The sequence below is a fragment of the Bacillus sp. FSL W8-0770 genome (genome assembly GCF_038008705.1).
Classification (GTDB): domain Bacteria; phylum Bacillota; class Bacilli; order Bacillales; family Bacillaceae_G; genus Bacillus_A; species Bacillus_A cereus.
In genome coordinates, this window is record NZ_JBBOZR010000001.1 from 3,132,266 (window position 1) to 3,157,997 (window position 25,732).

Consider the following 25,732-nt stretch of genomic DNA (forward strand, 5'->3'; position numbering starts at 1 on the left):
CCTCCCTTTTGAAAAAAGTTCTCACCTACAATTATACAAATAATTTTATATAATAGCGGATGCATATTGAATCGATTTTTTGACAAAAAAATGCTCCTTACATTATGTAAGAAGCATGAAAGAGGCAAACGAATATGTAAGTCGCGACCCTACCTTATATGAGTATGCTTTTCTATGTCACGTTATGCTCATCTAATATACCGTATTTCTTTTTAAATCTTGTAAGAATCGTAATCCATGAAGTACTAAATAGTAATAAGAAAATAACATTCGAAATCGCATGGCTCAAATCAAAGTAAAAACTTGCGATATAATACGAAATGACAGTTTCCCATGTTGCTTCTCGTATAAAACCGAGAAGGCCCCAGAAATTCATAATCCAGCCAAATAAAAAGCCAACAATTACTCCGTAAAGAAGTCTCCCCCATAGCTTTTTCATAAAAAATGTATTACGAAGTAAACCTGCTATAAAACCAATCATGCCCCACGAAAACATTTGCCACGGTGTCCATGGACCTTGTCCCAAAAAAATATTAGATACGATTGCTGCTGTAGCACCAATCATAAAACCAGTTTCACTTCCAAATACAATTGCAGAAACGATAATGACAAAAGAAGTTGGTTGTACACTTGGTAAAATAGAAAATGGTACCCGGCTTACTGCTGCAATTGCCGCTAATACAGCAACGAGAACAATTTCACGTGAAACAAACGCCTTTCTTTCAAAACGGATATAGAAAGGTAACATAATAACCGCTAATATAAACAAACTACTTAACATGTAATAACCGTCCATGACAAGTGTCGTAAAGAGTAATGTGCCGATTATTACTGCAAAGATACATATTATGAATGCAACATATCGTTTGGACAAGCTTCGTACACATCCTCCCACGTTAATGCATATGGCAATTCTTTTCGAATGAATCGATTAATAGATGTTGTATAAAAGAAGTTGCCGCTAAAAAATTCTTTCGGTGCATCATTCATAATGACTGTTCCATCAAATAACATCATACATTGATCCACGTATTTCGCTGCAAACTCAATATCATGCGTTGCCATTACAATTGTTGTACCTTCTTTTTGTAGCTTCCTAAATAGCTCTCCTACTCTTTCTTTCTTCCATGGATCTAATCCCTTTGTCGGTTCATCCAGTAATAATAAAGTCGGCTTTGATAACAACGTCGTACATAACGCAAGTAATTGTTGCTCTCCTCCGCTACAATCGTGCGGATGGCGTTCTTTAAGCGAATACAACCAAAACTGTTTTAGCGTATCTTCTGCTATTTCTTTTCCTTGTTCTCCATATAATTCACGCGCACGTTCATAAACCTCGTCCCATACTGTATCAAATGTAAAATGGTAATACGGATGCTGCGATACATACCCAATACTTTTAAACCGTTCTTTCGAATCGATTTTATGTATCACTTTTCCGTTCCACTTTACTTTTCCTCTTCTCGCTTTTTGTAATCCTGCTAAAATCGTTAACAGTGTAGACTTACCTGTACCGTTCTTCCCAACGAGCGCTACCCATTTTCCTTTTTCAATCGAAACTGATAAATCACGTAAAATAAGCGGACTATTTTTTTCATATTGGAACGAAATATGCTCTGCGCTTAAAATTACCTCTTGCTTTTCACTTTGTGCTATTGGGTCATTTACATATGATATCGCTGCAAAATCATTCATTTTCATTTGCGCCTCTCGCACTGTAAACGGAATATCTCTCACATTCCACTCTAAAAATAGCCTTGGAATTTGCGGAATAAATGGACGGAATGTTTCTACTCCCCACATATCCGTAATAACAATTTTAGGACTACCATCATACATAATACGGCCATTATCCATACAAACAACGCGTGTTGCAAGCGGGATAACTTCATCTAAACGATGTTCACTTAAAATAATCGTAATTCCAAGTTCTTCATTAATCCGTTTTAATAATCCTAAAAACTCTTTTGCAGCGATTGGATCTAACTGCGCTGTCGGTTCATCTAATAATAGCAATTTCGGCTGCATAACTAATACCGCAGCTAAATTGACAAGCTGCTTCTGCCCACCAGATAACGTATGAACAGATTGATGCAATAAATCTTGAAATCCTAAAAAGCTAATAAGCTCTGCTATTCTTTTTTGAATAATATGTGATGGTAATCCGATATTTTCTAAAGAAAATGCTAATTCTTGAATCACTGTATCCATAACGATCTGGTTTTCTGGGTTTTGAAATACCATCCCAATTTCTTGGGCAGATAACAAATCAGCTACTTCCTCTATTAAAACACCCTCATAAAATATCTCTCCAGAACGCGTACCAATTGGAAGTAACTCCTTTTTAAAATGTTTTAATAACGTCGTCTTCCCAGATCCCGATCCTCCAGCAAGTGCAATAAACTCACCTTTTTGAACAGAAAGAGAAATATGCTGTAACGCGTATTCGTTTTCATCAGCATATACAAATGATAAATTGTTTATTTCTGCATGCGCCACCATATCCATTCTCTCCCTTCCATCATAATTGGTAAACTAATAAACAGTGTAAATAATACAAACATCATTCCATCGTATTGCTGGAATAAAATAGATTCGACTTTCGGATAAATAATCAATTTCCCTCCGCCATAATTACTACATACAATAGCAGCTATAAATAAAATGATTAAATAACTGAGCGTATACCAATCACGCCTCTCCATTCTATAGCGAATATACGTCGTACGCTTCGTTACACCAAATCCACGAGCTTGCATAGAATCTGCCGTTTGCAGTGCATCTTCTAATGAACAAATTAATAATACTTGCAGCAATTGCATACCATTTTTGACGCGTTCAATTATCGAACCTGAATCTACCTGCACACCTTTCGTTTTTTGGACGAGTGTGATTTTCTTTAATCGTCTTATAAACAAAGGAACAAATCTCACTGTAATCATCGTTAACAATGCAACTTTCGGTGAAATTCTTGAAAACAAATATAAAAATTTATGACTGGAAATAATATCATTGTATGACGCAAACGTAAACATAACTGCAACTAGTAATAACCCCATTACTATTCCAAACATAATCGCCTCAAGCTTAATACGGCTATCACCTAACCAAAATAACGTAGTTCGACCTCTATGCGTTAATAACGAATTAAATAAAATTACCATAAAAAAGAAAACAATTGTGCTCGGTAGCATCTTTCTTATCTTTTCGCTATTTCCTTGCATCACATTTAACATAATAATTAATACTATTGCTCCAATTAAAAAAAGAGGATGAAGACACATCGTACATAGTATCATCACCCCGATATAATAGAAAAAATTCACAAAAGGATGTAAAGAAGAAAAACTTATTTTCATAGCCCTTTACCGAATGCCTTTCTTATTGTAATACGTATACCCACTCAATTGTATCTCCTGGTTTTACCGTAACTACACCAGCACTATGGTTTGGAAAAGCACCGTTCACACGATATTTCCAACCACTAGTATCCGAAATATCTTTTTCATATAAATCATTAATACCTTTTACATAAATACTATCTCTAGATCCGCTTGCATCAACATCTAATCCTGTACGTTGCAATACTTTATACACTGTATCGCCTTCTTGTACATCCATCTTTTTCGCACCCATTATATATCCGTTATTTCCTTTTACCGAGATTGTTACTTGTTTTGCTTGTGGTTTAGGCGGTGGAACCGGATCTGGTTTTCGTTGTTCAGAATTTGGAACGGTCGGAGTCGGTATCGTTTTCTCCGCTTTATTCGGATCTTCTTTTTGCTCCTGCTTCGGTGTTTCTTTCGGCTGATTCACAACCTTTGCTTCTTCTTTTACTTCTGGTGCTTTCGGTTGTTGTTTCTCTTCTTGTGCTTGTTGCTGCTCTGGTTGCTTATTTACAGCCGGCTGTTCTTTCGGTTGTTCCTGTTGTTTCTCTTCTTTCTTTACCTCTGGTTGTGCCTGCGGCTTTTCCTCTTTCGGCTTCTCTTCTACTTTTTGTTCTTGTTTCTCTTTCTGTTCTTCTTGCTGCTTTTGCTCTGATTCAGCTTGCTTTTCTTCTGTTTTTTCTTCCGGCTTCACTTCATCTTTTTGTTCTTCTTGTTTCGCTACCTCTTCTTGCTTCGGTTCTACCTTCTTCTCAGGCTTTACAGCTGCCTCTTCACATCCGGCAAGTAGCCCGAGCGAAAGCAGTAAAGAAATGAACCATTTCACCTTACTCATCCTATCTCTCACCTTTCATACGAAAATTAGGAGCAAATAATTGCTCCTAATTTTTTGTTAAGCTGCTTTACGTCTCCATAATACATATGCAGAAGCAATACATAATACACCCATACCTACTTCTGTTGCTGCACCATGAGAAGATGCTCCTGTTTTTGGTAGACTGTTACCGTTTCCGATTTTTTTATTCTTAACCGGTTCGTTATCTACAACTACTTTTAGATTTTCATCTTTTGTTTCTTGTTGTACTTGTTTTTGTTCTTTCGGTTCTTCAATAACTTCTTTTTCTACTACATTATTTTCTGGTTCAACGACCTTTTCTGGCTCTTCAATCGGTTTTGGCTTAATTACATTACCAGCGTCTACATTAGACCAATCATAAATAGATTTTCCCATTTCCTTAAATTGAAGTAATGCTAAAAGAGCCTGTTCTGTAGCCATTCCGTTACCATTTTGATCACTTGGTAACCATTTAAATTCACCATTTGAAAGTTGATATGATAATAGGTTTTGCATTGCCTTATGAAGACGATTTTGATCTACATCTTTAACAAGCGATAATCCAATAATTGCTTGCGCAGTACTATTTGAATTTTCTTGTCCATCAGCTGAAAAACCGCCATTTTGCAGCTGTTCGTTATATAAATACGCAACAGCTTTTTGTATAGCTGGTTTCACATCTGATCGCTCTTGATAAGGAGCTAATGCTGATAAAACCATACCTGTTACATCAACGCTACTAGCACTATCTTTACTACCTGAACTATTATAAGTCCATCCACCGTCTGTATGCTGATTATTTAACAGTGCTTCCACTAGAGCAACTCTGTTCCATTTTGATTCAACTGGAATCTCATACTTTTTCGTATCAAATGCAAGTAAAGCAAATGCATAACCTGTAACAGAATTCACTTTATCTGACTCATACAATTTTTGAACTAAATTATGTCCACCTACATTTTTAGGGTCTGCACTCATTGCATTCATCATAATAATTGTTCTAGCTAAATCTGTCGCTGAAAAACGATTAATGCGCTTTTCTACTTTTTCAGTTACTGACTTAACATAATTTAATTTTGCCTCAATTGGCACATTCTTTCCAGAACGAGAAAGCGCTACAGCTACCCAGTCACTTTCAATTCCATCTTGTAACATCTTATCTGATGTTTTAGAAATGGCTTCGTTTAATTGTGCACTTGGATTTTGAATGTTCTCTTGCTTTGGTTGTTCTGGTTTTTCATCATTTGTTTTTGTACCATCTGGTTTTTCTTGTTTTGAACCATCCGTCTTTGGTTCTTCTGGTTTTTCTTGTTTTGGATCATTCGTCTTTGGTTCTTCTGGTTTTTCTTGTTTTGGATCATCCGTCTTCGGTTCTTCTGGTTTTTCTTGTTTTGGATCATCCGTCTTTGGTTCTTCTGGTTTGCCACCGTTAGGTTCTTCTGTTTTACACGTCCCGAACTTATCTAACGTTTCTTTCAATGTTTCCTGGCTTATATTGCTCCAGTCTGAAACAAAGCGAAAGACAACAACATCTCCAGATTTTAATTTATAACTATCTGCTCCGACTTCTGCAGACTTATCATTTACATCATATAGCCAAGCACTTGTAGCCCCGGCCATTAAACCATCGATTTCTTTTACATATGTTCCAAACGACATTGTTTCAGATTCTACTTTGTCCCCCATGACCTTTTGCAGCAAACTTAAAGCTGTTTCCCCATCTTTAATTTGCTCTTCTTTCGGACATAACATAATGCCCTTTTGTGATTCCCCAATAATTGCAAGTTTTGCTGTATTTCCTTCAGCAAACGTAATATGTACTGTATTCGCAAAAGAAACAAATACAAGTGTCACTGCCATTAACGACGTAAGCAGCCACTTTTTCAACATTGCCATCCCAAAATTTCCTCCCTTACTACCATTTACACAAAAAAAGGCCCTTCAAGGGCGTGCGATTGACACTCTCTTTTTGTAAGTGTCGAACAAAAATGTACAACACCTCCTACCCGCATTATTCGCGGCTATATTTGTATAGGAAAAATAATTTTGTTTATGAACGTATCATTGTGATAACATTCACTTTTCTTGGCACAACTTACTTCCATTTAAGTTATCGTAAAACGATAAACCTATACATTCTGTAAATTTTAAATTTCTGTATTATTTTACTATTGACAAAGAATTTTGTCCATGCTTTATCGGATTTATTTTCTAAGAATAATAACTTATTAACTCTTAACGATGTAAACTCTTTTCACTAATAATGACGCCATCTTCATCCGCATAAACATATTCATTTGGATTCCAATCCACTTGTCCAAAGTGCAATGAAATATTTCGTTCTCCTTTTCCTTCTTTCACACTTCTATTTGGCATCGTTCCTAACGCTAAAATACCAATATTAATATTCTTTAGTTCACTAGAATCACGAACATACCCATTCACAATAATTCCTGCTAGCTTTCTTTCTTCCGCAATAGCTGCCAAATTATCACCAAGTAACGCACAATTAGTAGACGCTCCGCCCTCAACAACTAATACTGTTCCTTCTGGTAATGTTTGCAATCCTTCCTTCACTAGTACATTATCATCTTTCACTTTTACAGTTGCAATTTTCCCGTGGAATTGTTCTTTCTTCCCAAAAGACCGAAAAGACTGGCGACATATTTGTAATTCCTTTTCAAATTCATCACATAGATCAGTAGTTTTCCACATCTTGTTCCCTCTTTTCCTTTTTCTTTCTACATAACATATTCTTGGCTTATTATCGTTTCCCTGTCTAATATTGCAATAATTTGTATGTACGGGAAAGGATACAAAAACTATTGCCTTAAGAAGCTACCTTTATTATAATCTATTTCACAGATTAAATTCAGAATATTAAAAATTAACCAAGTAAAGAAGGAGGGATTTTATGCAAATACAAACTGAGGCAAAAAAACAACCTAGTAAACCAAAGTTTAAAATGCCTGATGCGTACGTACTACTATTTTTTATTGCCTTACTTTGCGCCATTGCTACGTACTTCGTTCCTGCTGGAGAATTTAAAAGGGTTACAAACGGGACCGTTACAACGACAATACCAGGTAGCTACCATTCTGTTCCGCAATCACCCGTAGGATTTGTTTCTTTTTTTACCGCTATTGAAAAAGGAATGACACTTGCTGCTCCTATTATCTTTCTAATTTTATTTACAGGTGGAGCCATTGCAATTCTTGAAAAAACAGGTGCTCTTGACGGTTTAATCTATCATGTTATTAACAAATTTCGTAATCAGCAATTACTTTTCATTTGTATAGTTGCTGCGCTTTTTTCTATTCTTGGAACGACTGGTATTATCGTTAACTCAGTTATCGGTTTTATCCCCATCGGCATCATCGTTGCACGCACGTTAAAATGGGACGCTATCGTCGGTGTAGCAATTATTTATTTAGGTACTTATGCTGGTTTTAATGCTACTATTTTATCTCCCTCACCTTTAGGCATTTCACAAAAGATCGCAGAACTTCCGATGTTTTCGGGAATTGGTTTACGCACAGCAATTTATATATCTTTTTTACTTGCTACCATTCTATATATAAATTGGTATGTAAAGCGCTTGAAAAAATCGAATAAAGGAAGCATCCTTGGCGACAACTGGTTTCCAAGTAACGCTCTTTCAAGCGAAAAAGAAGCAGAGAAAAAGGAAGTTCCTTGGACGATACGTCATAAATTAATTTTACTCGTTTCAGCTTTATCATTAATTGCATTTTTAATAGGCGCTTTTCGTCTACATTGGACGGACGCAGAAATGACCGCTACTTTTATTTTCATAGCAATTACAGCCGGAATAATAGGTGGCATGAAAGCAAACGATATCGCTTCTACTTTTCTAACTGGCTGCCAAAACCTTATCTACGGTGCTTTAATTGTCGGAATGGCTCGCTGTATTTCAGTCATTTTAGAACAAGGAAAATTGCTTGATACAATTGTTAACCAACTCGCACAAGCTCTCGAAGGACAAAACCCTGTATTTGGTGTTATCGGCATGTATGTGAGTAGTGCCGCATTACATTTCCTCATTTCATCCGGGACAGGAGAATCGGTTATTTTTATTCCGATATTAGCTCCATTAGCTGATTTTATGCACATTACACGCCAAGTTACAGTACAAGCTGTTATGCTCGGAGAAGGTGTAGTAAACTGCTTAAATCCAACTTCCGGTGTTTTAATGGGCGTTCTCGCAGCAAGCGGGATTTCTTATGGAAAATGGATTCGTTTCATGGCTCCACTTGCACTCATTTGGTTTATCATTGGACTTGTTTTTCTTATTGTTGGGGTGAATATTGAGTGGGGACCTTACTAAATACTTAACTAGATAAATAAGTACTATCGTTCCATATAAATATCTATTCTATTTCCCTCACTAGTCCTATAAAAATCATTTATTCTAGTAAAAATATAAGAAGGGATTGATCATAATGATCAATCCCTTTTATCAAAATATAATACCTTTAAAAATCTTAGTTCCAGATTTTATTTACCCATTCTGGATGATCAATAAAAGGATTGCGGTTATGTTGATATTTTGTAAAAATCACTTCATTACGCTTTCGCTCTAAATCATCGACCGGGTCTTGTTCATTCCATTTTAATAAGACAGATAGTTTCCCCATGTATGGATCTTTATTGTTATTCACTTTTTCATTTAGTTCTAAATCTATTTCGCCGTTGTCCCCCTCGTAACGAACAGCCATATAAAACAGCATTCTAGCAATATCTCCTTTTACACTATCACGAGGTTCCCAAGAATCACTATCATATTTACATTCTGTCGCTTCAGAATGATTCACACCACCATTATCAAAATCTAAATTCCCTCGTGAACTATTTACAGATACATCCGTCGCTCTTAAATGATGTAGATCTGTTCCAGGTCCTGCAGTCGTTCCAAAGTCACCGTGAGATTTTGCCCAAACATGCTCTCGGTTCCAGTTATTTACTCCTGATCCATTCGTAAGTTTCCCTTGCGAACGACCAGTATATAAGAGTATCACATTATTTTTATTATTTGGGTCCTCATCAGTATCTCTTAGCGCTTCCCAAACCGCACTGTATGATAGCTTTGTATGATTATCAATAATATTATGCAGTTCCTTCTTTAATTCTAACCCCGTTTTTCCTATTGCGTTATTATAATATGTATCATCATAATTTTTCACAATAATCTCTTGTGCTGATGCAGAAGCTACTTCACCGTGTATAGTATCTGTGAATGATAGAGATGCAGAACCTAAAATAAAAAATGAAGACAGTGTAACCATAGCAATCTTTGTATTTCGAAACTTCATATACCCATTCCCCTTTAAAATATAATTTAAAGCTATTAACTAAAAAGTGCTTTCTAACCCCCGAAACCTTTTAGAAACCCATACCCCTTTTCTGTTTATTTAATACAAGACTCTATCCAGTCTGTATCACTTCTAAACTTTTTGTTTATTCACATTCCAAACAATTTCACTTTTTACAAGGAATATCCTTTTCTTATAAAGATTATTAACATATTCTTTACAACTAAAAAGTAGTTTAATATTAACTTATAAATTTAAATTTATTTATGCAATAATGCATATTTGATAAATACTTTAAAAAACAGTTTGAATAAAATGCATTCAAAGAAAACCGTGCCACAAAACAGATACGGTCTAAGACAGAAATAATAAAAATTAAGATGATAGCTCGACTTTTCCCTTTTCCATAACTATCTTTATTTTTGTGTAAAACCATTCTTTCTCTGAATAATACGTACAAAAATAGATTGGATACCATGTAGGCACCAATCTATTTTAATTAAAGAAACTGTGTCAATTCTGAGTTCACAACACGTTGTGCAGTAATAATAACATTTTCAGCTGTTAGTCCATAAACACTATATAGTCCACCAGGTTGATTAGGAACAATTTGAACTTCATATTCAAATGCTTGTCCAAGAGCAGGATGAACTAAGCTTAGAGTTGCAAAAGTAGAAGCATTAGAATTCACATTGAAGTTTACCTGTTCAATTAATACTAATGAACCGTCAAGTCTAAAAACTCTAGCTACTCCAGTAAGTGGGCCCGCAGTACGGTTAAGGATCTTCACCCTAACTTTATTTGCATTAGCAGGTTGATTTCCTACGTTTTCAATTGGTCCTGTAGTAAGAGCCATATAACATCACCTCCATTATATTATTATTATATTCAATCACAAATATTAAAGTTATAATCTAATTACCCAATTTATTTAAAATAAAAAGAAGCTCCAAATTCTATTATATTTAGGTCATAGATATTAAACTTAATAAAATTAAATGCAGGAACATATTTGATATGTTCCTGCATTTTTAATTTGGGTACCGCTACATAGCCATCTAGCTAAGATTTTGAAGTACTTCAAAATCAAAAATCTCATCTCACCACAGTTTTCTATGGGAATCCAGTGAACAGCTTATTTACATAACTTTCATCATTGGAAGTAAATACCAATAACTAAGCGTATTACTATTCTTTAAATGAGTAACAGTTCTAAAATTGATTTTTAATAGAAAAAAAGGGTTACAGATTCGATTGTAACCCTTTTTCCAAATATTTTTTGTTTTATACGATTTCTATAATGATTACAGGACTGAAGTATGATTCAAAATAGCGTTGATTATATGATTCCAATCGTCACAGTGAATCTCGTGACCCGATCCTTCTAAGGGTAGTAACACAGCATGCGGTATTTCATTAACAAGAGCAAGACCATGCTCGTATGAAAGCACTGTATCTTCTGTACCATGGATAACCAAAGTAGGTATATTGATTTCTTTTAATCTCCCCTCATAAGAATCCTCACCTTTAAGAAGGGAATGATTAAACATACTGAGTAGATTATTTGCCCGTTTTATTTCGTTTTCTACCTGCTTATAAGCCCTCTTCTTATCGAATTTATGCTTTGAACCACAAAGTAATGCTGATCCTGCAACCAAGTAATTTGCAACAGATTCTTCATCCGACCAATTTAGTTTGGCCGCATTAGTATGGTAAGCGAGTATCTTTTCATCGATCGGAGGCAAATTTCGGTCGTTATCTTCAGAACCAAAAATACCTGATGCAATCAAAGTTATACTTATAACTCTCTCACGGTTCCTTAAGGCTACAATTTGAGCAATCATTCCACCCAATGACATTCCAACAATATGTGCTTCGTCAATATGATATGCATCGAGTACCCCAATCGCATCATCAGCCATATCTACCACAGTATAGTGGGAACTCCCCGGTTCATAAGTAGTTGACCGTCCGACATCTCTATTATCATAACGAATAACATATCGGCCCGTATCAGCTAATTGTTGACAAAATTCTTCATCCCAATAAACCATTGAACACATGGCTCCCATAATTAGTAAGACTGCTGGATCTGCTGAATTGCCAAAGCTCTCTGTACATATATCAATTTTATTAATTTTAATAATCTGTTCAGTCATGATTAACTCCTCATTTCATTCGTATTTAGTTAATAAAAAAAGACACAACCAAATAAACCCACACATTTTGAAAAAAAATAGTCGGGCATAACGAATTGTGTTTAAAATTAACGTAAACGAATGAACTTGATAATCATGTTAAACACTCTCCTATATAATGAAAATAAGGATAAAACCCTTATTTTCATTATAACATAGCTCTATCAGTAGTAATATAGGTTCATTTCTTCTTATTTTATAGTTAAAAAAGTAATTTTTACTGTATGAATCTGCACTCTTAGTTGAAGAAAAGACGATGTATACAATATCCAAACCTAATTAATATAACGTCTCATTATCAGTAGTTAATACATCTAGAAGTCTAAAAAACATCCTCCAGTTAAGTACTCTGGAGGATATACATATTTCCATAATCATTCTTACAAGAAGCCACACAAAATGAAACCTCTTTAGTACCCAAAAGGCTTACTCTTATCTATTAATAACTGTACATCGTCTTGCTCCTCTACAGATTAAACGCTCGGCTTCTCTTAATGAAATTGGAACAAGTACAGCTTCATCAACATCGTCTTCTACATCAAAAACCGCAAATGCTTCCCCACCTACGATTAAAACACAAATGAATTCTACTTCTAAATCATCATGAGACCTAGGAATACAATTGGAAATAGTACAACGTTGAATACCCCCTGCTAACAATGTTCTAGCTTCTTGCTCAGATATTCGAATAAAAACAAATTCCTCTATGGCTACATTTCCAACTTCCACTTCAATTTCTACTAAAAGAAAGAATCTGTTTCTAATTCTCACTATACAATTTGCTCCAATTGAAATAATATCTTCATTCATTCTTTTCACCTCCTTTAATACTATAAAATTCACAAAGAGGTGAAATGGTGTGGACAAGCAAACAAAAAAGTTGTTTTTTTGAAATGTGAGACATTAGTTAACAACTATCATCAAAAAAACAGAAAAAATACCCTACACAACAGGAAGTTTTCTCTGTTTTTAGTCTGTATACGATATTCAAAATTAGTTAACATAACGTCTCATTATCAGTAGCAATGAAAAAGGACAACCCTGCTCTCACAAGTGACACTTCTTTTTTAGTTCTATGAATCTATACATTTTTTGTACATTCCTATCCTAACGCGGTTTTAGTGTTCTTGTTTGTTACTGGATTAGCAAAAAAACTGTATAAAATCTTTCATACTTTTAGCCGATGGGGGCCAAAACACTGCCCCCCAATACGTGCTTTCTTAGGGTATTTCTTGAACCTCCATTAAACACTCTCCCGTCACTTGTCTATCTTTAAGAGTAACTTATTTAAAGTCCTCGCACCGAGCCTTTGTCCTCCTCCCAAAGCCAAACAAACAATTCAGATTACATGCCTATATCAAACTAAACATTCAATCTTTATCCAGTTTGTAAATAAAAAAGGACAATCAGCCCCATAATGGACTAACTATCCTATAAATTATTATCTAAATTCAATAAAGTGAAACTTTAATCAGTGGGGGTTTTGTTCATCCCCACTGATTATCAGCCCTCACCAATCGTGCTTTTACGGGCAATTAATCCCCACCTAATTTCTTTGCTTCCGCTGAATTTTGAGGTGAGGGTCTTACTTACTGCCCGGCGAATAGCGGGATAAAACCAGAACTTCTTTTCCTATGTATATTTACTTCGTTACCTCTCCAAACTGCGCTCTCGTCACTTTCGCCAAGTCATCAACTTTCAGCTCAATTTGTATACCAATTTTCCCGCCGCTCACTATCATCTTATCAAGTAATTGGGCGCTTTCATCGATACATGTAGAAAATAACTTTTTCATTCCAACTGGTGAACAACCGCCGCGAATGTATCCTGACACTTTCGTAATATCTTTAACAGGAATCATTTCAATTTTCTTTTCACTTACTGCTTTTGCGGCAGCTTTTAAATTTAGTTCCTCATCTACCGGAATAATAAACACATGATAATTTTTACTATTCCCTTGAGCGATTAACGTTTTATATACTTCTCTCACTTCTCGTCCAATTTTCTCGGCTACTGATACGCCATCAATTTTCCCATCGTCTGGATCATATGACATCATCGAATATTCAATTTTTTCTTTATCTAATATTCGCATCGCATTTGTTTTATCTTTTTTCATAACGTTCTCCTTAAAACTTTATTTCATATCATTAAGTTTTCCTTTATTATATACCCTTTTCCATTTCTCCTACATAACTTCACGTATTTTTCAAAACTAAAAATATTGATAATTCAAAAATCATCTGATATAATTTGGAAAAACTTACGTTAAGGAGAGATTTGTCATGCGAAATTTTAATACTTCTTTCCAACTTCATCATCATACGTAACGCCGTGTATCCGAAGAAAAGTTTTTCTTCGTGGGTACAGGGCTTTTCCTGTTGACCCACGAAGCGTTCATAAAGCTATGTGGGTATTTTTATACCTGCATAGCTTTTTTTAATTTAAAAAAGGAGTGATTATGATGGAAATGAGAAATGTAAAAGGAACGAAAGACTATTTACCAGAAGAACAAGTGCTGCGAAATAAAATTAAAAGAGCTTGTGAAGATACGTTTGAACGATACGGATGCAAACCTTTAGAAACGCCGACGTTAAATATGTATGAGCTTATGTCTTACAAGTACGGCGGTGGCGATGAAATATTAAAAGAAATATATACACTTCAGGATCAAGGGAAACGTGAGCTCGCCTTACGATACGATTTAACTATTCCATTCGCAAAAGTTGTGGCAATGAATCCGAACCTCCGCCTCCCTTTTAAACGTTATGAGATTGGGAAAGTATTTCGAGATGGGCCAATTAAACAAGGAAGATTTCGTGAATTTATACAATGCGACGTTGATATCGTCGGTGTTGAGTCTGTCATGGCAGAAGCTGAACTTATGGGTATGGCGTTTGAACTGTTCCGAACGTTAAACTTAGAGATAACGATCCAATATAATAACCGAAAATTGTTAAATGGTATTCTTCAGGCCATTAACATCCCTACTGAGTTAACAAGTGACGTCATTTTATCATTAGATAAAATCGAAAAGATTGGGATTGATGGTGTACGAAAAGATGTATTAGAGCGCGGAATTTCTGAAGAAATGGCTGATACGATATGTAATACCGTATTATCTTGTCTAAAGCTTACTATCGCTGACTTTAAAGAAACTTTCAATAATCCACTCGTTGCCGATGGAGTAAACGAACTACAACAATTACAGCAATATTTAATCGCCCTTGGAATAAATGAAAATACGATATTCAACCCGTTTTTAGCGCGAGGACTCACAATGTATACAGGTACTGTATATGAAATCTTTTTAAAAGATGGATCGATTACATCTAGCATCGGTAGCGGTGGTCGATACGATAACATTATCGGAGCTTTCCGTGGTGATAATATAAACTATCCAACAGTCGGTATTTCATTCGGTTTAGACGTTATTTATACAGCACTATCGCAGAAAGAAACAATCTCATCTACAGCGGATCTATTTATCATCCCGCTTGGGACAGAGTTACAATGCTTACAAATTGCCCAGCAATTACGTTCCACCACTTCCTTAAAAGTCGAACTTGAACTAGCAGGACGCAAATTAAAACGCGCCCTTAATTATGCCAATAAAGAGAATATACCTTATGTGCTTATTATTGGGGAAGACGAACTTAGTACAGAAACCGTTATGCTGCGGAATATGAAGGAAGGTAGTGAAGTGAAGGTTCCGATTTCTTCTTTAAGTAGTTATTTATAATACGAACCACCCTCGTTTGGGTGGTTTTTCTATTTTATAGATACCTAACAATTAGTTTACATAAAATTATTATAATCTATTAAAAATACAAATAAACAATATCCAATTACCTATTATTTTTGGTAATATATAGATATGAATTGTTTTAGGAGGATTAACTTTGAAAACCTACATTCAAGCACTAAAGTGGACTACAGGGATCTATCATCTTTTATTACTTCCTTGTTATTATGTATTTCCAAGTCTTGTTAACCTATATGGGTTACCTTTACTACTATTGATTGTTTTTCATATCACTACTATTTTATTAGCTAAAAAAGAAGGCATGAATACGTACCCTCAGTATATCGGTATTATCGTTACTCTAGTTGCCTTCTTTCCTTATATAGACATCTTTCTACATATGATAGCAGCCATTTTCCTTTTATTAGATGCTGCTTCTACGAATGCAAAAGAAGTGTATGATTCATAGATGGATAAAATGAAACTTTCATCCATTGAGTTTTGAAATAGGTCAGCAAAAAGGGTTTACTTTTTAAGTAAACCTTTTTTCATTTTTAATTACTTTCCTTACTTCAGAATAATAAAAGAATATTCTGTTTAATTTTTATAAATTTCTAAATATTTATAAAACATTCAAATTAACATACATTTTAGTTATGTAAAAAATCTAAGTTTTAAGGAGATGAATCCATGCTGAAAAAGTTGGTAGCAGGTGCATTATTAACTGTCTCGTCGTTAACTGGAGGACTGGGATCAGTATCAGCTAGTACCGAAAAAGATTATACGATTTCCTCTTTCGAATATGTAACTGTAGATGAAAAGACTGTTGATTCGTTTAACAAATTGAGTGCTCCATCAAAGGAAGACGTAAAAATAACGTTAGTTCTACCGAAACAAAATCAAAATGGAGACTGGTTATCTTATGGATTTTCGAGCAAAGAAAGTTTAGAGTCTTTTATTGAAAAAGATAAACAAAGGTTGAATCATTCAATCACTCCCCTTGGTGTTGGAGGAAGCGGACCTGGTAGTACAGACTTCTATAAACTTACAAATCAAGGTAGCGAGTATTTTTCTCTAAGTAGCGGTTATAAAAACTTGTCTGCTAGTTGGCAAAATCAAATTGTTTCTGTACGTACAGCAGCTCCTACTGCTAGCTACTCAACAACACTATGGGAACGTACTTCAACTGACGGATATGGAAAAGGTGTTGTTTTTAAACATGCTGATTGGTATGGTCAAACTGCAAACTTAAATAACTTTCCAACTTCAGCAGTTGAAGTTAAAAAGTAAAAAATATAGAAATAAAAGGTGTTTTCACGTATGGAAACACCTTTTATTTCTACAACTATTTCACATAACTCGTCTATATCAATTTCAACTCTTAACTATTATTTTTCGTATTCCTATTCTCCAAAACCTTCTCCATATTATGAGTTGCCCATTCCATCATTAATAGAATCACTGGACGTAGTGATTCACCAAGCTCAGTTAACGAATATTCAACTTTAGGTGGTACTTCACGGTATACTTCACGATGTATAATCCCATCAGCTTCAAGTTCTCTCAGCTGCAGTGTTAACATCCTTTGTGTGATATTTGGTTTTAATCTTTTTAATTCATTAAACCGCTTTGTACCATCTAATAAATGATACAAAATTACCCCTTTCCATTTCCCTCCAATCACCTCAACCATAGCTTCAACTGGACAAGAATATTTATTTAAAAATGGGTAATTTATATTATTTTCATTTGAACAATCCATAATAAATCCCTTCCCTTATCAATAGTATCTTTTTTGATACTATACCACATAAATGTGCGTACTTGTATCTGTGTTACTTTAAAAATATAATTTACTTACAAAAATAAATTCATGAAAAGAGGAACTTTTATGACAAATACAAATGAAATTACAAAAGAAAAGATTATGGAGGCTTTTCATTTCAGACATGCATGTAAAGAATTCGATCCTATGCACAAAATTTCAGAAGAGGATTTCAAATTCATTTTAGAAACAGGCAGATTATCTCCTTCTTCTTTTGGATATGAGCCTTGGAAATTTATTGTCGTACAAAATAAAGAATTAAGAGAAAAACTACAACCGTATTCATGGGGCGCTGGTGGGCAACTTGCAACAGCTAGTCATTTTGTTATTGTTCTTTCAAGAAACATTAAAGATATGCATTATGATGCAGAGTATATTAAATATATGATGAACGATATTATTGGATTGCCTGAAGACACTCAAAAAATTAGATATGAATTCTTCAAAAAGTTCCAGGAATCAGATTTTAACTTATTACAATCCGATCGTGCTGTATTTGATTGGGCATCTAAACAAACTTATATTGCTTTAGGTAATATGATGACGAGCGCAGCTCAAATCGGTATTGATTCTTGTCCAATAGAAGGATTTGATAAAGAGGAAGTAGATTCTTTACTTCGTCAAGAAGGCATTATACAAGGCGATAATCTTGAAGTATCAGTTATGGTTGCCTTTGGTTACCGTAAAGAAGAGCCAAAGCGTGATAAAACAAGACAGACTATGGATACAATTGTTGAATGGATTAAGTAATATAGCACAGACAAATAATGCTCCTAATAGCTGTATACTCATACTAAAGAAGAATGAATTGTTTTCTTACGTATGAATTTGGTTTTTCATGGAAAGATATGTTAGTATGTATACAGTTTGAGTGCTCTATTTTTAGAGTCGAACAGGAGGAGAATGAATATGTCTGATATTGAAGTTGGCGAAGTGTTTACTCTTAGTGATGAGAATAACGAAGAGCAAGAAGTAGAAGTACTTGGAGCGATGGATGTCGAAGGTGCAGAATATATTGCAGTTGCCTTTGTTGAAGATATCCAAACAGAAACTGAGGAAGACATTGATATTTTCTTTTTGAAAGTAGAAGAAGATAATGAGTTTTCATACATTGAAAATGATGAAGAGTTTGATAAAGTATCTGCTGCGTTTGAAAAGATTTTGGATGAGCAAGAGCAAGAATAGTATGAATGAAAAACACGCGGGCGGATGTATATCCGCCCTCTTTTTATTTATTACTCATCCAGAGACTCACGCAGTAATTGCAGTACATCTTTCATCGCAAAAGGTCCATCTTTTTTAACATGTTCCGCAAATTCTGAAACGAGACGTAATGTTCTTACACTTTCGATTGGATGCTCTCCTGATGCACTTTCAGCTGAAAGCATAACTGCATTCGTTCCGTCCAGTACAGCTTGAAACACATCAGTCACCTCTGCCCTTGTTGGAATAGAATGATCTACCATAGATTGAAGCATTTGTGTTGCTGTAATGACATATGTATTCGTTCGATTACATTCCTGAATCATTATTTTCTGTAAAAGCGGAATGCATTGATACGGTAACTCTACTCCTAAATCGCCCCTTGCAATCATAATTCCATCTGCTTCTTTACATATATCTTGAAAATTCTCGATTGCTTCCATCGTTTCTATTTTTGCAATTATATTAGGTGACGTTTCTTTATACTGTTGTATAAAATCTCGTATTTCTTTTATATGACTAGGTTTTCTTACGAAAGAACACGCGATAAAATCAACATTCTCCTCTAAAAGAAACTGAATATCTTTTTTATCTTTCTCTGTAATAGCTGGTAAACGAACAGCCGCATCTGGTAAATTAACTCCTTTATGAGATGAGATATTGCCACCTGTTTTTACCTTCGTTTCTATTTTGTCCGTACTTATCTTTTCAACAATTAATTCAACTTCTCCATCATTAATTAAAATTCTACTGCCTACTTTTACATCATTCGCAATTCCTTCATAATCAACACTCGCTTCTGTATTACTCCCTGTAACTGATTGTGTATGTAAAATAAAAGAATCTCCTGCCTGAAGTGTAATTTGCTCTCCCTTCACTTCACCTAATCTTATTTTAGGTCCTTGTACATCACCCAAAAATTTAATAGAGTCATCTAATGATTTCACTAAACGAATGATGTCTTTATGACTTTCATGCGTGCCATGCGATAAATTCAGTCGAACAATTTTCATACCATTCTTTATTAACTGTGCTAACGTTTCTTTATTATTACTTGCGGGTCCAATTGTACAAATTCGATCGATTGTCATTTTTGTCACCATCCTTTTTTTAATAAGTTTCCCATATGAACTTAAAAATAACAGAGATTCTGACATGAATAGATTTAAATTTACACGAATTTCATAAAGTTAAACCTGTATCCCTTGCTGGCTAAGCATTAGAAGATATATTCGCTTTTTTGCAAATGAAGACATGTTGAATCGAAAGTAAAAGAAAAGTTAAGTATGGAATAAACCATTGAGAGTTTCGAAATTTTCATATATTGTATGAATTGAGTTCGAACTCAAAAATTTAAAAAGGTGGGAAAATTAGTGAATATGAAAAAATCTTTATCGGTGACAACTTTAGGGTTAGCGGTTTTAGGTTTTGGTTTTACTAATAACGCAAGTGCTTCAGAGGTCGATACTGTAGACAAGCAGCCCGTTTTAGTTGACTTTGATACAATTCAATCAACAAAAACATCTAGTGTTCCTAGTTTGACTATTGCAGCTGCACCTAAGAATGACTCTAACATTAGCGTATATACTCCCTTTTTTGGTAACCCCTATGCAGTTGCTAAATCGAAATCAACTACGACCGAAGACTATGTTTATGCAAAAGCAAGAACTTTCAATGGCGATGGCTCATTAGTGAATACGAAAAGTAATAGTGCAAAAAAATCATCCTTTGTAAGTGCTACAGCGACCAACACAAGCATTTATTATGGAGATGATTACGCTATCGGTAATCATACCTATAAATTAAGTGGTTATAATGATGTGAATCACGAAACAAAAGCTTTCTGGTAAGAAAGAGAAAAAAGATATGCATCTTGCATATCTTTTTTCTCTAATATTTTACATATATTGAGGTGCTATTTATGAAACAAATATATATTATTAGCGGTGTTTTACTTATTTCATTACTTACAATTTATATTTTGTTCAATACTTCATTCATACAACCTCATCCACCTTCCATAGAAAATAAACGAGAGCAACAAACCAATACTATTTCTTACGGATTGAAGGATAATCAAGGCCAACATATTAACAATGGTAGTACAATTACTAGTGAGGATAATAAAATTAATGTAACATTATCATTCGTACATACTATTAATGAAAACCGAAAATATGGATTAATTGTTCTAGAAGATTACGAACAAAAACCTTTTAAAATAGAAGATACTACTAATGAAATATCACACTATTTTTTTGATATGAAACCAAACAGTTCAATTACTACGAAAATCTCTTTACGCACTTCTCCTAATGCAAGTGAATTAACCTTTTTAATAATTAAAAAACCTGAATACAAATTAAAAGATAATAACTTAAATAAAGCAGCTATTTTAGAAGATATTCTAAGTATGCGATATTCAATGCATCCTCTTCAGAAAGAAAACGAAAAAATAAAACTCTCCCTTATAAATCCAGATGCTATTTTAAAAGATGGTCTTTACGAACCAGTATTTGTTACGAACCGTGAAGAGAACTTACAAACTGTCTTCTTTGAAAAGGAAGGCAAGCAATTAATTTTATCAAACGGTAATGAAACAAATGATGAAATGACTTACGCAATCGTGGCTTTTAAAGATTGGAAACAAGTTGAAATATTTAACAATAGAAAAGTCGTTTATACTAAGGTTGCACCTGAAACAAGACAAATCTTTAATTTCACATTGCCTTCAGTGGATCAGGAAAGTAATTTGCAACTCGTCGCTTTTCCATTTCCTTATAAAGTTAGCGAAGAAGATTATATCAGTCAACAAGCATTCAGTTCCTTTCGCATCGTAATTGAAAATGAAAATAAATAAGTTATACTGTGCACATTACAACAAACTAAAAAAGGCCTACTCACACGAGTAGGCTTTTGAAACTATGAAAGTTTCGTCAATAACTGATTTAAATCTTTTTTCGTTTTCGTCGTTAATGATTTCATTTTATTAATATCGATTTTTTCTTTCTCCGCTCCTACAATTAACGGATACATACTTTGACCGATTGTTTTAGAATCCGTCGGATGTGATGCTTCTAGCTCTTTTTCAATCACATCCCACTTTTCATTAATTTGTTTGCCAAGCTTATTCACTGTTTCCAATTTTGGATTAGCAGCTAACTGCTTGTCCAAGCTATCAATTAATGCTACAACTTCTTTAACATTCGTTTTCACAGCAACACTTTTCTTCGGATCTTTCGTTGTCTTTCCATTATTGTTTGTGCTTGTACTTGTGCTTTGATCTGTTGTTTTCCCGCTAGTCGTTTGATCATTCGTTTTTCCTGTCGTCTCTTTTTCTTTTGTTTTTACATTTTCGTTTTGAGTTGACGTTTTGCCGTTACTTTCTGTCCCTGATGATTCTTTCGTATTTTTTGCATCCTTATCTGTTTTTTCATTTGAAGAAGTATTTGTTTCTTTTTCAGTATCTTTCGTTGTTTTTGACGCTTCATCTGCACTTGTCGTTTTTGCTTCTCCATCATTTTGCGCAGTTACTTGCTCTTTCTTTTCCGTTTCTTTATCTGCTGAAGGACTACAAGCTGCCATAGTAAGCATTGTACCAATTGTTATCGATGCGATAGCGACCTTTTTCATTTTCATATAAATCCCCCTATGTTTTACATAATTTATCCTCCCCTTTACGATTCGATTCCCCCTTAAAAAATCCCTTTTCATACGAATTATCATCTTTCCGACAGTAATCTTCATAATAATACGTACAAAAACTGATAAACTCATTTTAATATTCGAGTTTCTTCTACTTCATTTTTCTACTCGCAAGTAAAAGAAAAAGAGTATATTGTCACATTAAGAATTACTATCTTCATATGACGATATACTCTTCTATCAAATTTTTATCTTTCTTGACATTTTATTTATACAAAAAAAATAAAATTTTCTTTCGTTTTTTGTTTCTCAACATTTGTTAACATAATATTTTTATGAATAACCACCATTCGAGTGAATGACTTGCCCAGTAACCCATTTCGCTTCTTCACTTACTAAAAAAGAAATTAAGCGCGCAGCATCCACCGGTTCTCCTACTTTACCTTGCGGGAACTTCCATACTAAATGATGCTTCAGCTCCTCTGTAATCCATCCTGTATTCGTCGGTCCTGGATCTACAGCATTCACTGTAATCCCCTTCTCCATCGCAACTGGTGCTACTGACTTTGTAAATGCTTCAATTGCCCCTTTCGTTGCTGCATATGCTAGTTCATCTGGCATTGGACCTACTGACTGTCCTGAAGTAAGATTAATAATACTCCCGCCCGTTTTAAGTGAATAATGTTTTATAAACAATGAACTTAATAGCATAGTAGCCCGAACATTAACTGTATAATGTTTATCCAACTGCTCTACATCTAATTCCTCAATTCTCGTATGAGTAGAATATACTGCATTATTAACTAGAATAGATGGATCACCTAACCGTTCTGATACCATATAAAACAAACGATTTGGCGAATAAGACTGCGATAAATTGATTTCTGCCATTTCACATCGAACATCGTAACTTTCAATTTCCTTTTTCAGCAAAAAGGGTTCTTGATCACTCATTCCCCATGGCATCGCTTTATCATACTTTGGCCAGTACGTGAAAAAAATGTCTATCCCTTTTTGAGCAAGCACCTTGCATACAGCTGCACCAATTCCATTCAGACGAGTTGCCCCTGTTACAATTGCTATTTTCTTCACCTTTTTCTCCTCCATCTATACACAGATCCCCTGCATGAATACAGAGGATCTATCTTCTTATTGAATATTTGACAGTATACGTTCAGCACCTAATTTTAACATTTTAATAAAGATATAATTTACAATCGTAAACATTACAAATAAAACGATAAACATAACCCACAGTCCGACATGAAGGAAGAAGTATAATACACTTACTCCCCCCACAATAATTAAAGCTATTAAAATATTAGCTAAAAAATTCCACAAAGTTGTATATCGACTTTTAAATAATTTCTGCTCTGTATCCCAATGAATATCTGCAGTTTGCGCGTCCCAGCGTGTTCCGATTAAATTAATTAATAACAACCCGTTCGCACTTAGTAAAAACCACAGTATCATAAAGACTGGAGAAATCCCAGCTACAACTGCCATCGTAATACCGAATACTGCTAAAATGATCACATTAATTAACCAAGCAGTGATTGCTTTCGCAAAAAAGATATCCGAAGCCTTTACTGGTAAATAACGATTCACAAACCAAGAGCTTCCATCTCGCGAAAATGACGTTGTTGCAATGACGTTACTACCCATTAAAAATAACGATGCACAAAGGCCAACACCAATTGCAAATCCCGTTGTCTCTGAATTGTTAATATACTCTGTAATAAACTTTAAATTTCCATCTTGCACAAATAAAATAAAGAACAACATAATTGGCATAACGAAAGTTTGTACAATGCAATTTAAGAAAAATTGTGGTGTACGGAATAACGTTTTAAATTCTTTTTTCACATACGCTTTTAAATGCGAACTTTGTACTGTTGATTTCTGTAAACCTTCCGCCGAAATAACTTGTTTCTTTGCTGTACTCGTTGAAAGTCCAATAACCCCTTTTAAATATGTACGCTCTGCTATGTAATAAAACAACACAAAGAAGACAAATGAAATAACTGCAAAGATTATTACATATAAAGGTCCCTTCCAATTTGCATTTTCTACTAATGCTACTGCTCCAAAATATGTAGTTGGAAAATAGTTTGTCATTTGTACTAAAAGAGAAGACTGGTTGTTTGCAAGGTAATCCGCAATTGCATCTTCAGAAAACGAACTTTTATTTTTCCACTGCAAAAATACGTTAATTCCTACAATAAATAGTATACTTACGATTCCAATAAATATATTTCCTCGGTCTTTATTTTTCGCTATATTTGTATACCTCATAATAACTGTCATCAGTAACGAAGCTAGTACTAACGGCACAATTGGGAAGAGTAAGTAAATGAAAATCATATATATGTAATATGTAATAAATGCGCCACTTTTTAAACCGTACGTAATAAAGATCGGTAATAAAATAAATGAACTCATTACGTATTGTGTAATTAATACTGTTAAAAATTTGGCTGAAATAATTTGCGCTGGTTTTAATGGTAATGGTAATAACATTTCAATGTCATTGCTGTAGTAAAATACAGTTAAAATGTTCGTAATACTCATTAAAAATACCCATATACTCGCAATCGCAAGTCCCATTGCGATAATCATTCCTGGATCTTGCCCTAAATGTATCATTCCCTCATACATTGCATGCGTGATAGAACCAAACAGTAAAAAGCCGACAAATAAAATAGCTGCAAATGAAAATACATACGCCCATCGCTTCTTCTTATCTGTTATAAAATCTGCATAATTTAATTTCAATAATACTTTCGTTAACGTCCAAATTTTACTCATTGCCCGTCATCTCCAAGAACATTTTTTCAAGTGATTCATTGGATTTAAAATGATCTCTCATTTCATCTAAATTCCCTTTAAACTGAAGGTTTCCCTTATTAATAATCGCGACGCGGTCACATAATTTTTCTGCCACTTCTAATACGTGTGTAGAGAAAAATACAATCTTTCCTTTATCCGCATGCTCTCTCATCATTTCTTTTAAAATATATGCAGATTTCGGATCAAGCCCAGTTAATGGTTCATCTAAAATCCATACATCTGGCTCATGTACGAGCACACCAATAATAACGATTTTTTGTCTCATACCGTGCGAATAACTTTGAATTTGATCAGATAAAGCATTATAAAGATCAAACTTCTTCGCTAAAGACTCTATTCGTTCTTGTCGTACTTCTTTCGGCACTTCATACATATCGGCCATAAAGTTTAAATATTCAATTCCTTTTAATCGTAAAAACATATCTGGACTATCTGGTACATAACCAAACGTCTTCTTCGCTTCCATCGGCTCTTCCATAATATTTTTTCCGTTAATCGTAATAGTCCCTTTGTCCACCCCGTGAATACCAGTAATCATCTTAATTGTCGTTGATTTACCCGCACCATTCGGTCCTAAAAATCCAAAGATTTCGCCGCTAGGTACAGATAAACTTAAGTCTTTTACTGCATAGGTAGACCCATTATAACTTTTTGACACATTCGTAATTTCAATCATTTCATCCAATCCTTTCCTTAATTACCAAATAACTATATT

General features: G+C 34.4%; 25 protein-coding genes. 8 read left to right on the top strand and 17 right to left on the bottom strand.

Annotation, left to right across the window (positions count from 1 at the left end; translation table 11 throughout):
- Nucleotides 1-172: 172 nt before the first annotated feature.
- The 6 genes from NST27_RS16125 to rraA all read right to left on the bottom strand — a co-directional run bounded on the left by NST27_RS16125 (nucleotide 173) and on the right by rraA (nucleotide 6,936).
- Entirely contained in the window at nucleotides 173-874 is a 702-nt protein-coding gene (locus NST27_RS16125; RefSeq protein ID WP_000044901.1) for an ECF transporter S component, read from the bottom strand.
- The gene (locus NST27_RS16130; RefSeq protein WP_025708760.1) at nucleotides 847-2,508 is read right to left on the bottom strand and encodes an ABC transporter ATP-binding protein; all 1,662 of its coding nucleotides are present in this window, start codon (nucleotides 2,506-2,508) and stop codon (nucleotides 847-849) included. Before NST27_RS16130 ends, NST27_RS16125 begins: the two co-directional genes overlap by 28 nt.
- Entirely contained in the window at nucleotides 2,481-3,359 is an 879-nt protein-coding gene (locus tag NST27_RS16135) for an energy-coupling factor transporter transmembrane component T (RefSeq protein WP_002178524.1), read from the bottom strand. The genes NST27_RS16130 and NST27_RS16135 overlap by 28 nt, the downstream gene beginning before the upstream one ends.
- Before the next feature lie 22 nt (nucleotides 3,360-3,381).
- Nucleotides 3,382-4,221 (bottom strand): DUF4430 domain-containing protein, encoded by an 840-nt coding sequence (locus tag NST27_RS16140; protein ID WP_000048898.1) that lies wholly within the window; start codon nucleotides 4,219-4,221, stop codon nucleotides 3,382-3,384.
- Nucleotides 4,222-4,278: 57 nt separating this feature from the next.
- Nucleotides 4,279-6,117, bottom strand: coding sequence for a DUF4430 domain-containing protein (locus tag NST27_RS16145; RefSeq protein ID WP_001241088.1), 1,839 nt, complete (start codon nucleotides 6,115-6,117; stop codon nucleotides 4,279-4,281).
- Between the two features lie 339 nt (nucleotides 6,118-6,456).
- Nucleotides 6,457-6,936 (bottom strand): ribonuclease E activity regulator RraA, encoded by a 480-nt coding sequence (gene rraA, locus NST27_RS16150; RefSeq protein ID WP_000266044.1) that lies wholly within the window; start codon nucleotides 6,934-6,936, stop codon nucleotides 6,457-6,459.
- A gap of 199 nt (nucleotides 6,937-7,135) precedes the next feature.
- On the opposite strand from rraA, the gene NST27_RS16155 reads away from it, so the two are divergent.
- A complete protein-coding gene (locus tag NST27_RS16155; RefSeq protein WP_001166965.1) occupies nucleotides 7,136-8,566 on the top strand; it encodes a YfcC family protein in 1,431 nt (476 codons plus the stop codon).
- 157 nt (nucleotides 8,567-8,723) lie between these two features.
- On the opposite strand, the gene NST27_RS16160 is transcribed toward NST27_RS16155, so the two are convergent.
- From NST27_RS16160 to ybaK, 5 genes are all read right to left on the bottom strand, one after another.
- On the bottom strand, nucleotides 8,724-9,551 hold the full coding sequence (locus NST27_RS16160) for an endonuclease I family protein (protein WP_000672189.1): 828 nt from the start codon (nucleotides 9,549-9,551) through the stop codon (nucleotides 8,724-8,726).
- Nucleotides 9,552-10,050: 499 nt separating this feature from the next.
- On the bottom strand, nucleotides 10,051-10,407 hold the full coding sequence (locus tag NST27_RS16165) for a hypothetical protein (protein ID WP_001229415.1): 357 nt from the start codon (nucleotides 10,405-10,407) through the stop codon (nucleotides 10,051-10,053).
- A 448-nt stretch (nucleotides 10,408-10,855) separates the two neighbouring features.
- A complete protein-coding gene (locus NST27_RS16170) occupies nucleotides 10,856-11,710 on the bottom strand; it encodes an alpha/beta fold hydrolase (protein WP_000139225.1) in 855 nt (284 codons plus the stop codon).
- Nucleotides 11,711-12,181: 471 nt separating this feature from the next.
- Entirely contained in the window at nucleotides 12,182-12,559 is a 378-nt protein-coding gene (locus NST27_RS16175; RefSeq protein WP_001001284.1) for a hypothetical protein, read from the bottom strand.
- Nucleotides 12,560-13,391: 832 nt separating this feature from the next.
- The gene (gene ybaK / locus NST27_RS16180) at nucleotides 13,392-13,868 is read right to left on the bottom strand and encodes a Cys-tRNA(Pro) deacylase (RefSeq protein ID WP_000710857.1); all 477 of its coding nucleotides are present in this window, start codon (nucleotides 13,866-13,868) and stop codon (nucleotides 13,392-13,394) included.
- A 345-nt stretch (nucleotides 13,869-14,213) separates the two neighbouring features.
- On the opposite strand from ybaK, the gene NST27_RS16185 reads away from it, so the two are divergent.
- The 3 genes from NST27_RS16185 to NST27_RS16195 all read left to right on the top strand — a co-directional run bounded on the left by NST27_RS16185 (nucleotide 14,214) and on the right by NST27_RS16195 (nucleotide 16,784).
- Nucleotides 14,214-15,491 (top strand): histidine--tRNA ligase, encoded by a 1,278-nt coding sequence (locus tag NST27_RS16185; RefSeq protein ID WP_000425991.1) that lies wholly within the window; start codon nucleotides 14,214-14,216, stop codon nucleotides 15,489-15,491.
- Between the two features lie 160 nt (nucleotides 15,492-15,651).
- Complete coding sequence (locus NST27_RS16190) at nucleotides 15,652-15,963, top strand: hypothetical protein (protein ID WP_000860724.1); 312 nt, start codon at nucleotides 15,652-15,654, stop codon at nucleotides 15,961-15,963.
- Nucleotides 15,964-16,184: 221 nt separating this feature from the next.
- On the top strand, nucleotides 16,185-16,784 hold the full coding sequence (locus NST27_RS16195) for a hypothetical protein (protein WP_000914421.1): 600 nt from the start codon (nucleotides 16,185-16,187) through the stop codon (nucleotides 16,782-16,784).
- 91 nt (nucleotides 16,785-16,875) lie between these two features.
- On the opposite strand, the gene NST27_RS16200 is transcribed toward NST27_RS16195, so the two are convergent.
- The gene (locus tag NST27_RS16200; protein WP_000340659.1) at nucleotides 16,876-17,256 is read right to left on the bottom strand and encodes a winged helix-turn-helix transcriptional regulator; all 381 of its coding nucleotides are present in this window, start codon (nucleotides 17,254-17,256) and stop codon (nucleotides 16,876-16,878) included.
- A gap of 129 nt (nucleotides 17,257-17,385) precedes the next feature.
- On the opposite strand from NST27_RS16200, the gene NST27_RS16205 reads away from it, so the two are divergent.
- Together NST27_RS16205 and NST27_RS16210 are read left to right on the top strand one after the other, a co-directional pair.
- On the top strand, nucleotides 17,386-18,069 hold the full coding sequence (locus tag NST27_RS16205; RefSeq protein WP_000185709.1) for an NAD(P)H-dependent oxidoreductase: 684 nt from the start codon (nucleotides 17,386-17,388) through the stop codon (nucleotides 18,067-18,069).
- A gap of 153 nt (nucleotides 18,070-18,222) precedes the next feature.
- Nucleotides 18,223-18,504 (top strand): DUF1292 domain-containing protein, encoded by a 282-nt coding sequence (locus tag NST27_RS16210; RefSeq protein WP_002005464.1) that lies wholly within the window; start codon nucleotides 18,223-18,225, stop codon nucleotides 18,502-18,504.
- Between the two features lie 50 nt (nucleotides 18,505-18,554).
- On the opposite strand, the gene NST27_RS16215 is transcribed toward NST27_RS16210, so the two are convergent.
- Complete coding sequence (locus NST27_RS16215; RefSeq protein WP_000151083.1) at nucleotides 18,555-19,613, bottom strand: pyruvate kinase; 1,059 nt, start codon at nucleotides 19,611-19,613, stop codon at nucleotides 18,555-18,557.
- 282 nt (nucleotides 19,614-19,895) lie between these two features.
- Between NST27_RS16215 and NST27_RS16220 the strand changes: the two genes are divergently transcribed.
- Both NST27_RS16220 and NST27_RS16225 read left to right on the top strand, forming a co-directional pair.
- Nucleotides 19,896-20,372 (top strand): hypothetical protein, encoded by a 477-nt coding sequence (locus NST27_RS16220; RefSeq protein ID WP_001056353.1) that lies wholly within the window; start codon nucleotides 19,896-19,898, stop codon nucleotides 20,370-20,372.
- Nucleotides 20,373-20,443: 71 nt separating this feature from the next.
- Entirely contained in the window at nucleotides 20,444-21,382 is a 939-nt protein-coding gene (locus NST27_RS16225) for a hypothetical protein (RefSeq protein WP_000810153.1), read from the top strand.
- 62 nt (nucleotides 21,383-21,444) lie between these two features.
- Here the strand turns inward: NST27_RS16225 and NST27_RS16230 are convergent, their stop codons facing one another.
- The 4 genes from NST27_RS16230 to NST27_RS16245 form a co-directional block, all read right to left on the bottom strand.
- On the bottom strand, nucleotides 21,445-22,161 hold the full coding sequence (locus NST27_RS16230) for a hypothetical protein (protein WP_000782545.1): 717 nt from the start codon (nucleotides 22,159-22,161) through the stop codon (nucleotides 21,445-21,447).
- A gap of 339 nt (nucleotides 22,162-22,500) precedes the next feature.
- Entirely contained in the window at nucleotides 22,501-23,259 is a 759-nt protein-coding gene (locus tag NST27_RS16235; RefSeq protein WP_000716965.1) for an SDR family oxidoreductase, read from the bottom strand.
- Nucleotides 23,260-23,316: 57 nt separating this feature from the next.
- Nucleotides 23,317-24,975, bottom strand: a complete 1,659-nt coding sequence (locus NST27_RS16240; RefSeq protein WP_000036886.1) for a putative ABC transporter permease subunit — start codon at nucleotides 24,973-24,975, stop codon at nucleotides 23,317-23,319.
- A complete protein-coding gene (locus tag NST27_RS16245) occupies nucleotides 24,968-25,693 on the bottom strand; it encodes an ABC transporter ATP-binding protein (protein WP_000570206.1) in 726 nt (241 codons plus the stop codon). The genes NST27_RS16240 and NST27_RS16245 overlap by 8 nt, the downstream gene beginning before the upstream one ends.
- Nucleotides 25,694-25,732: the final 39 nt, after the last annotated feature.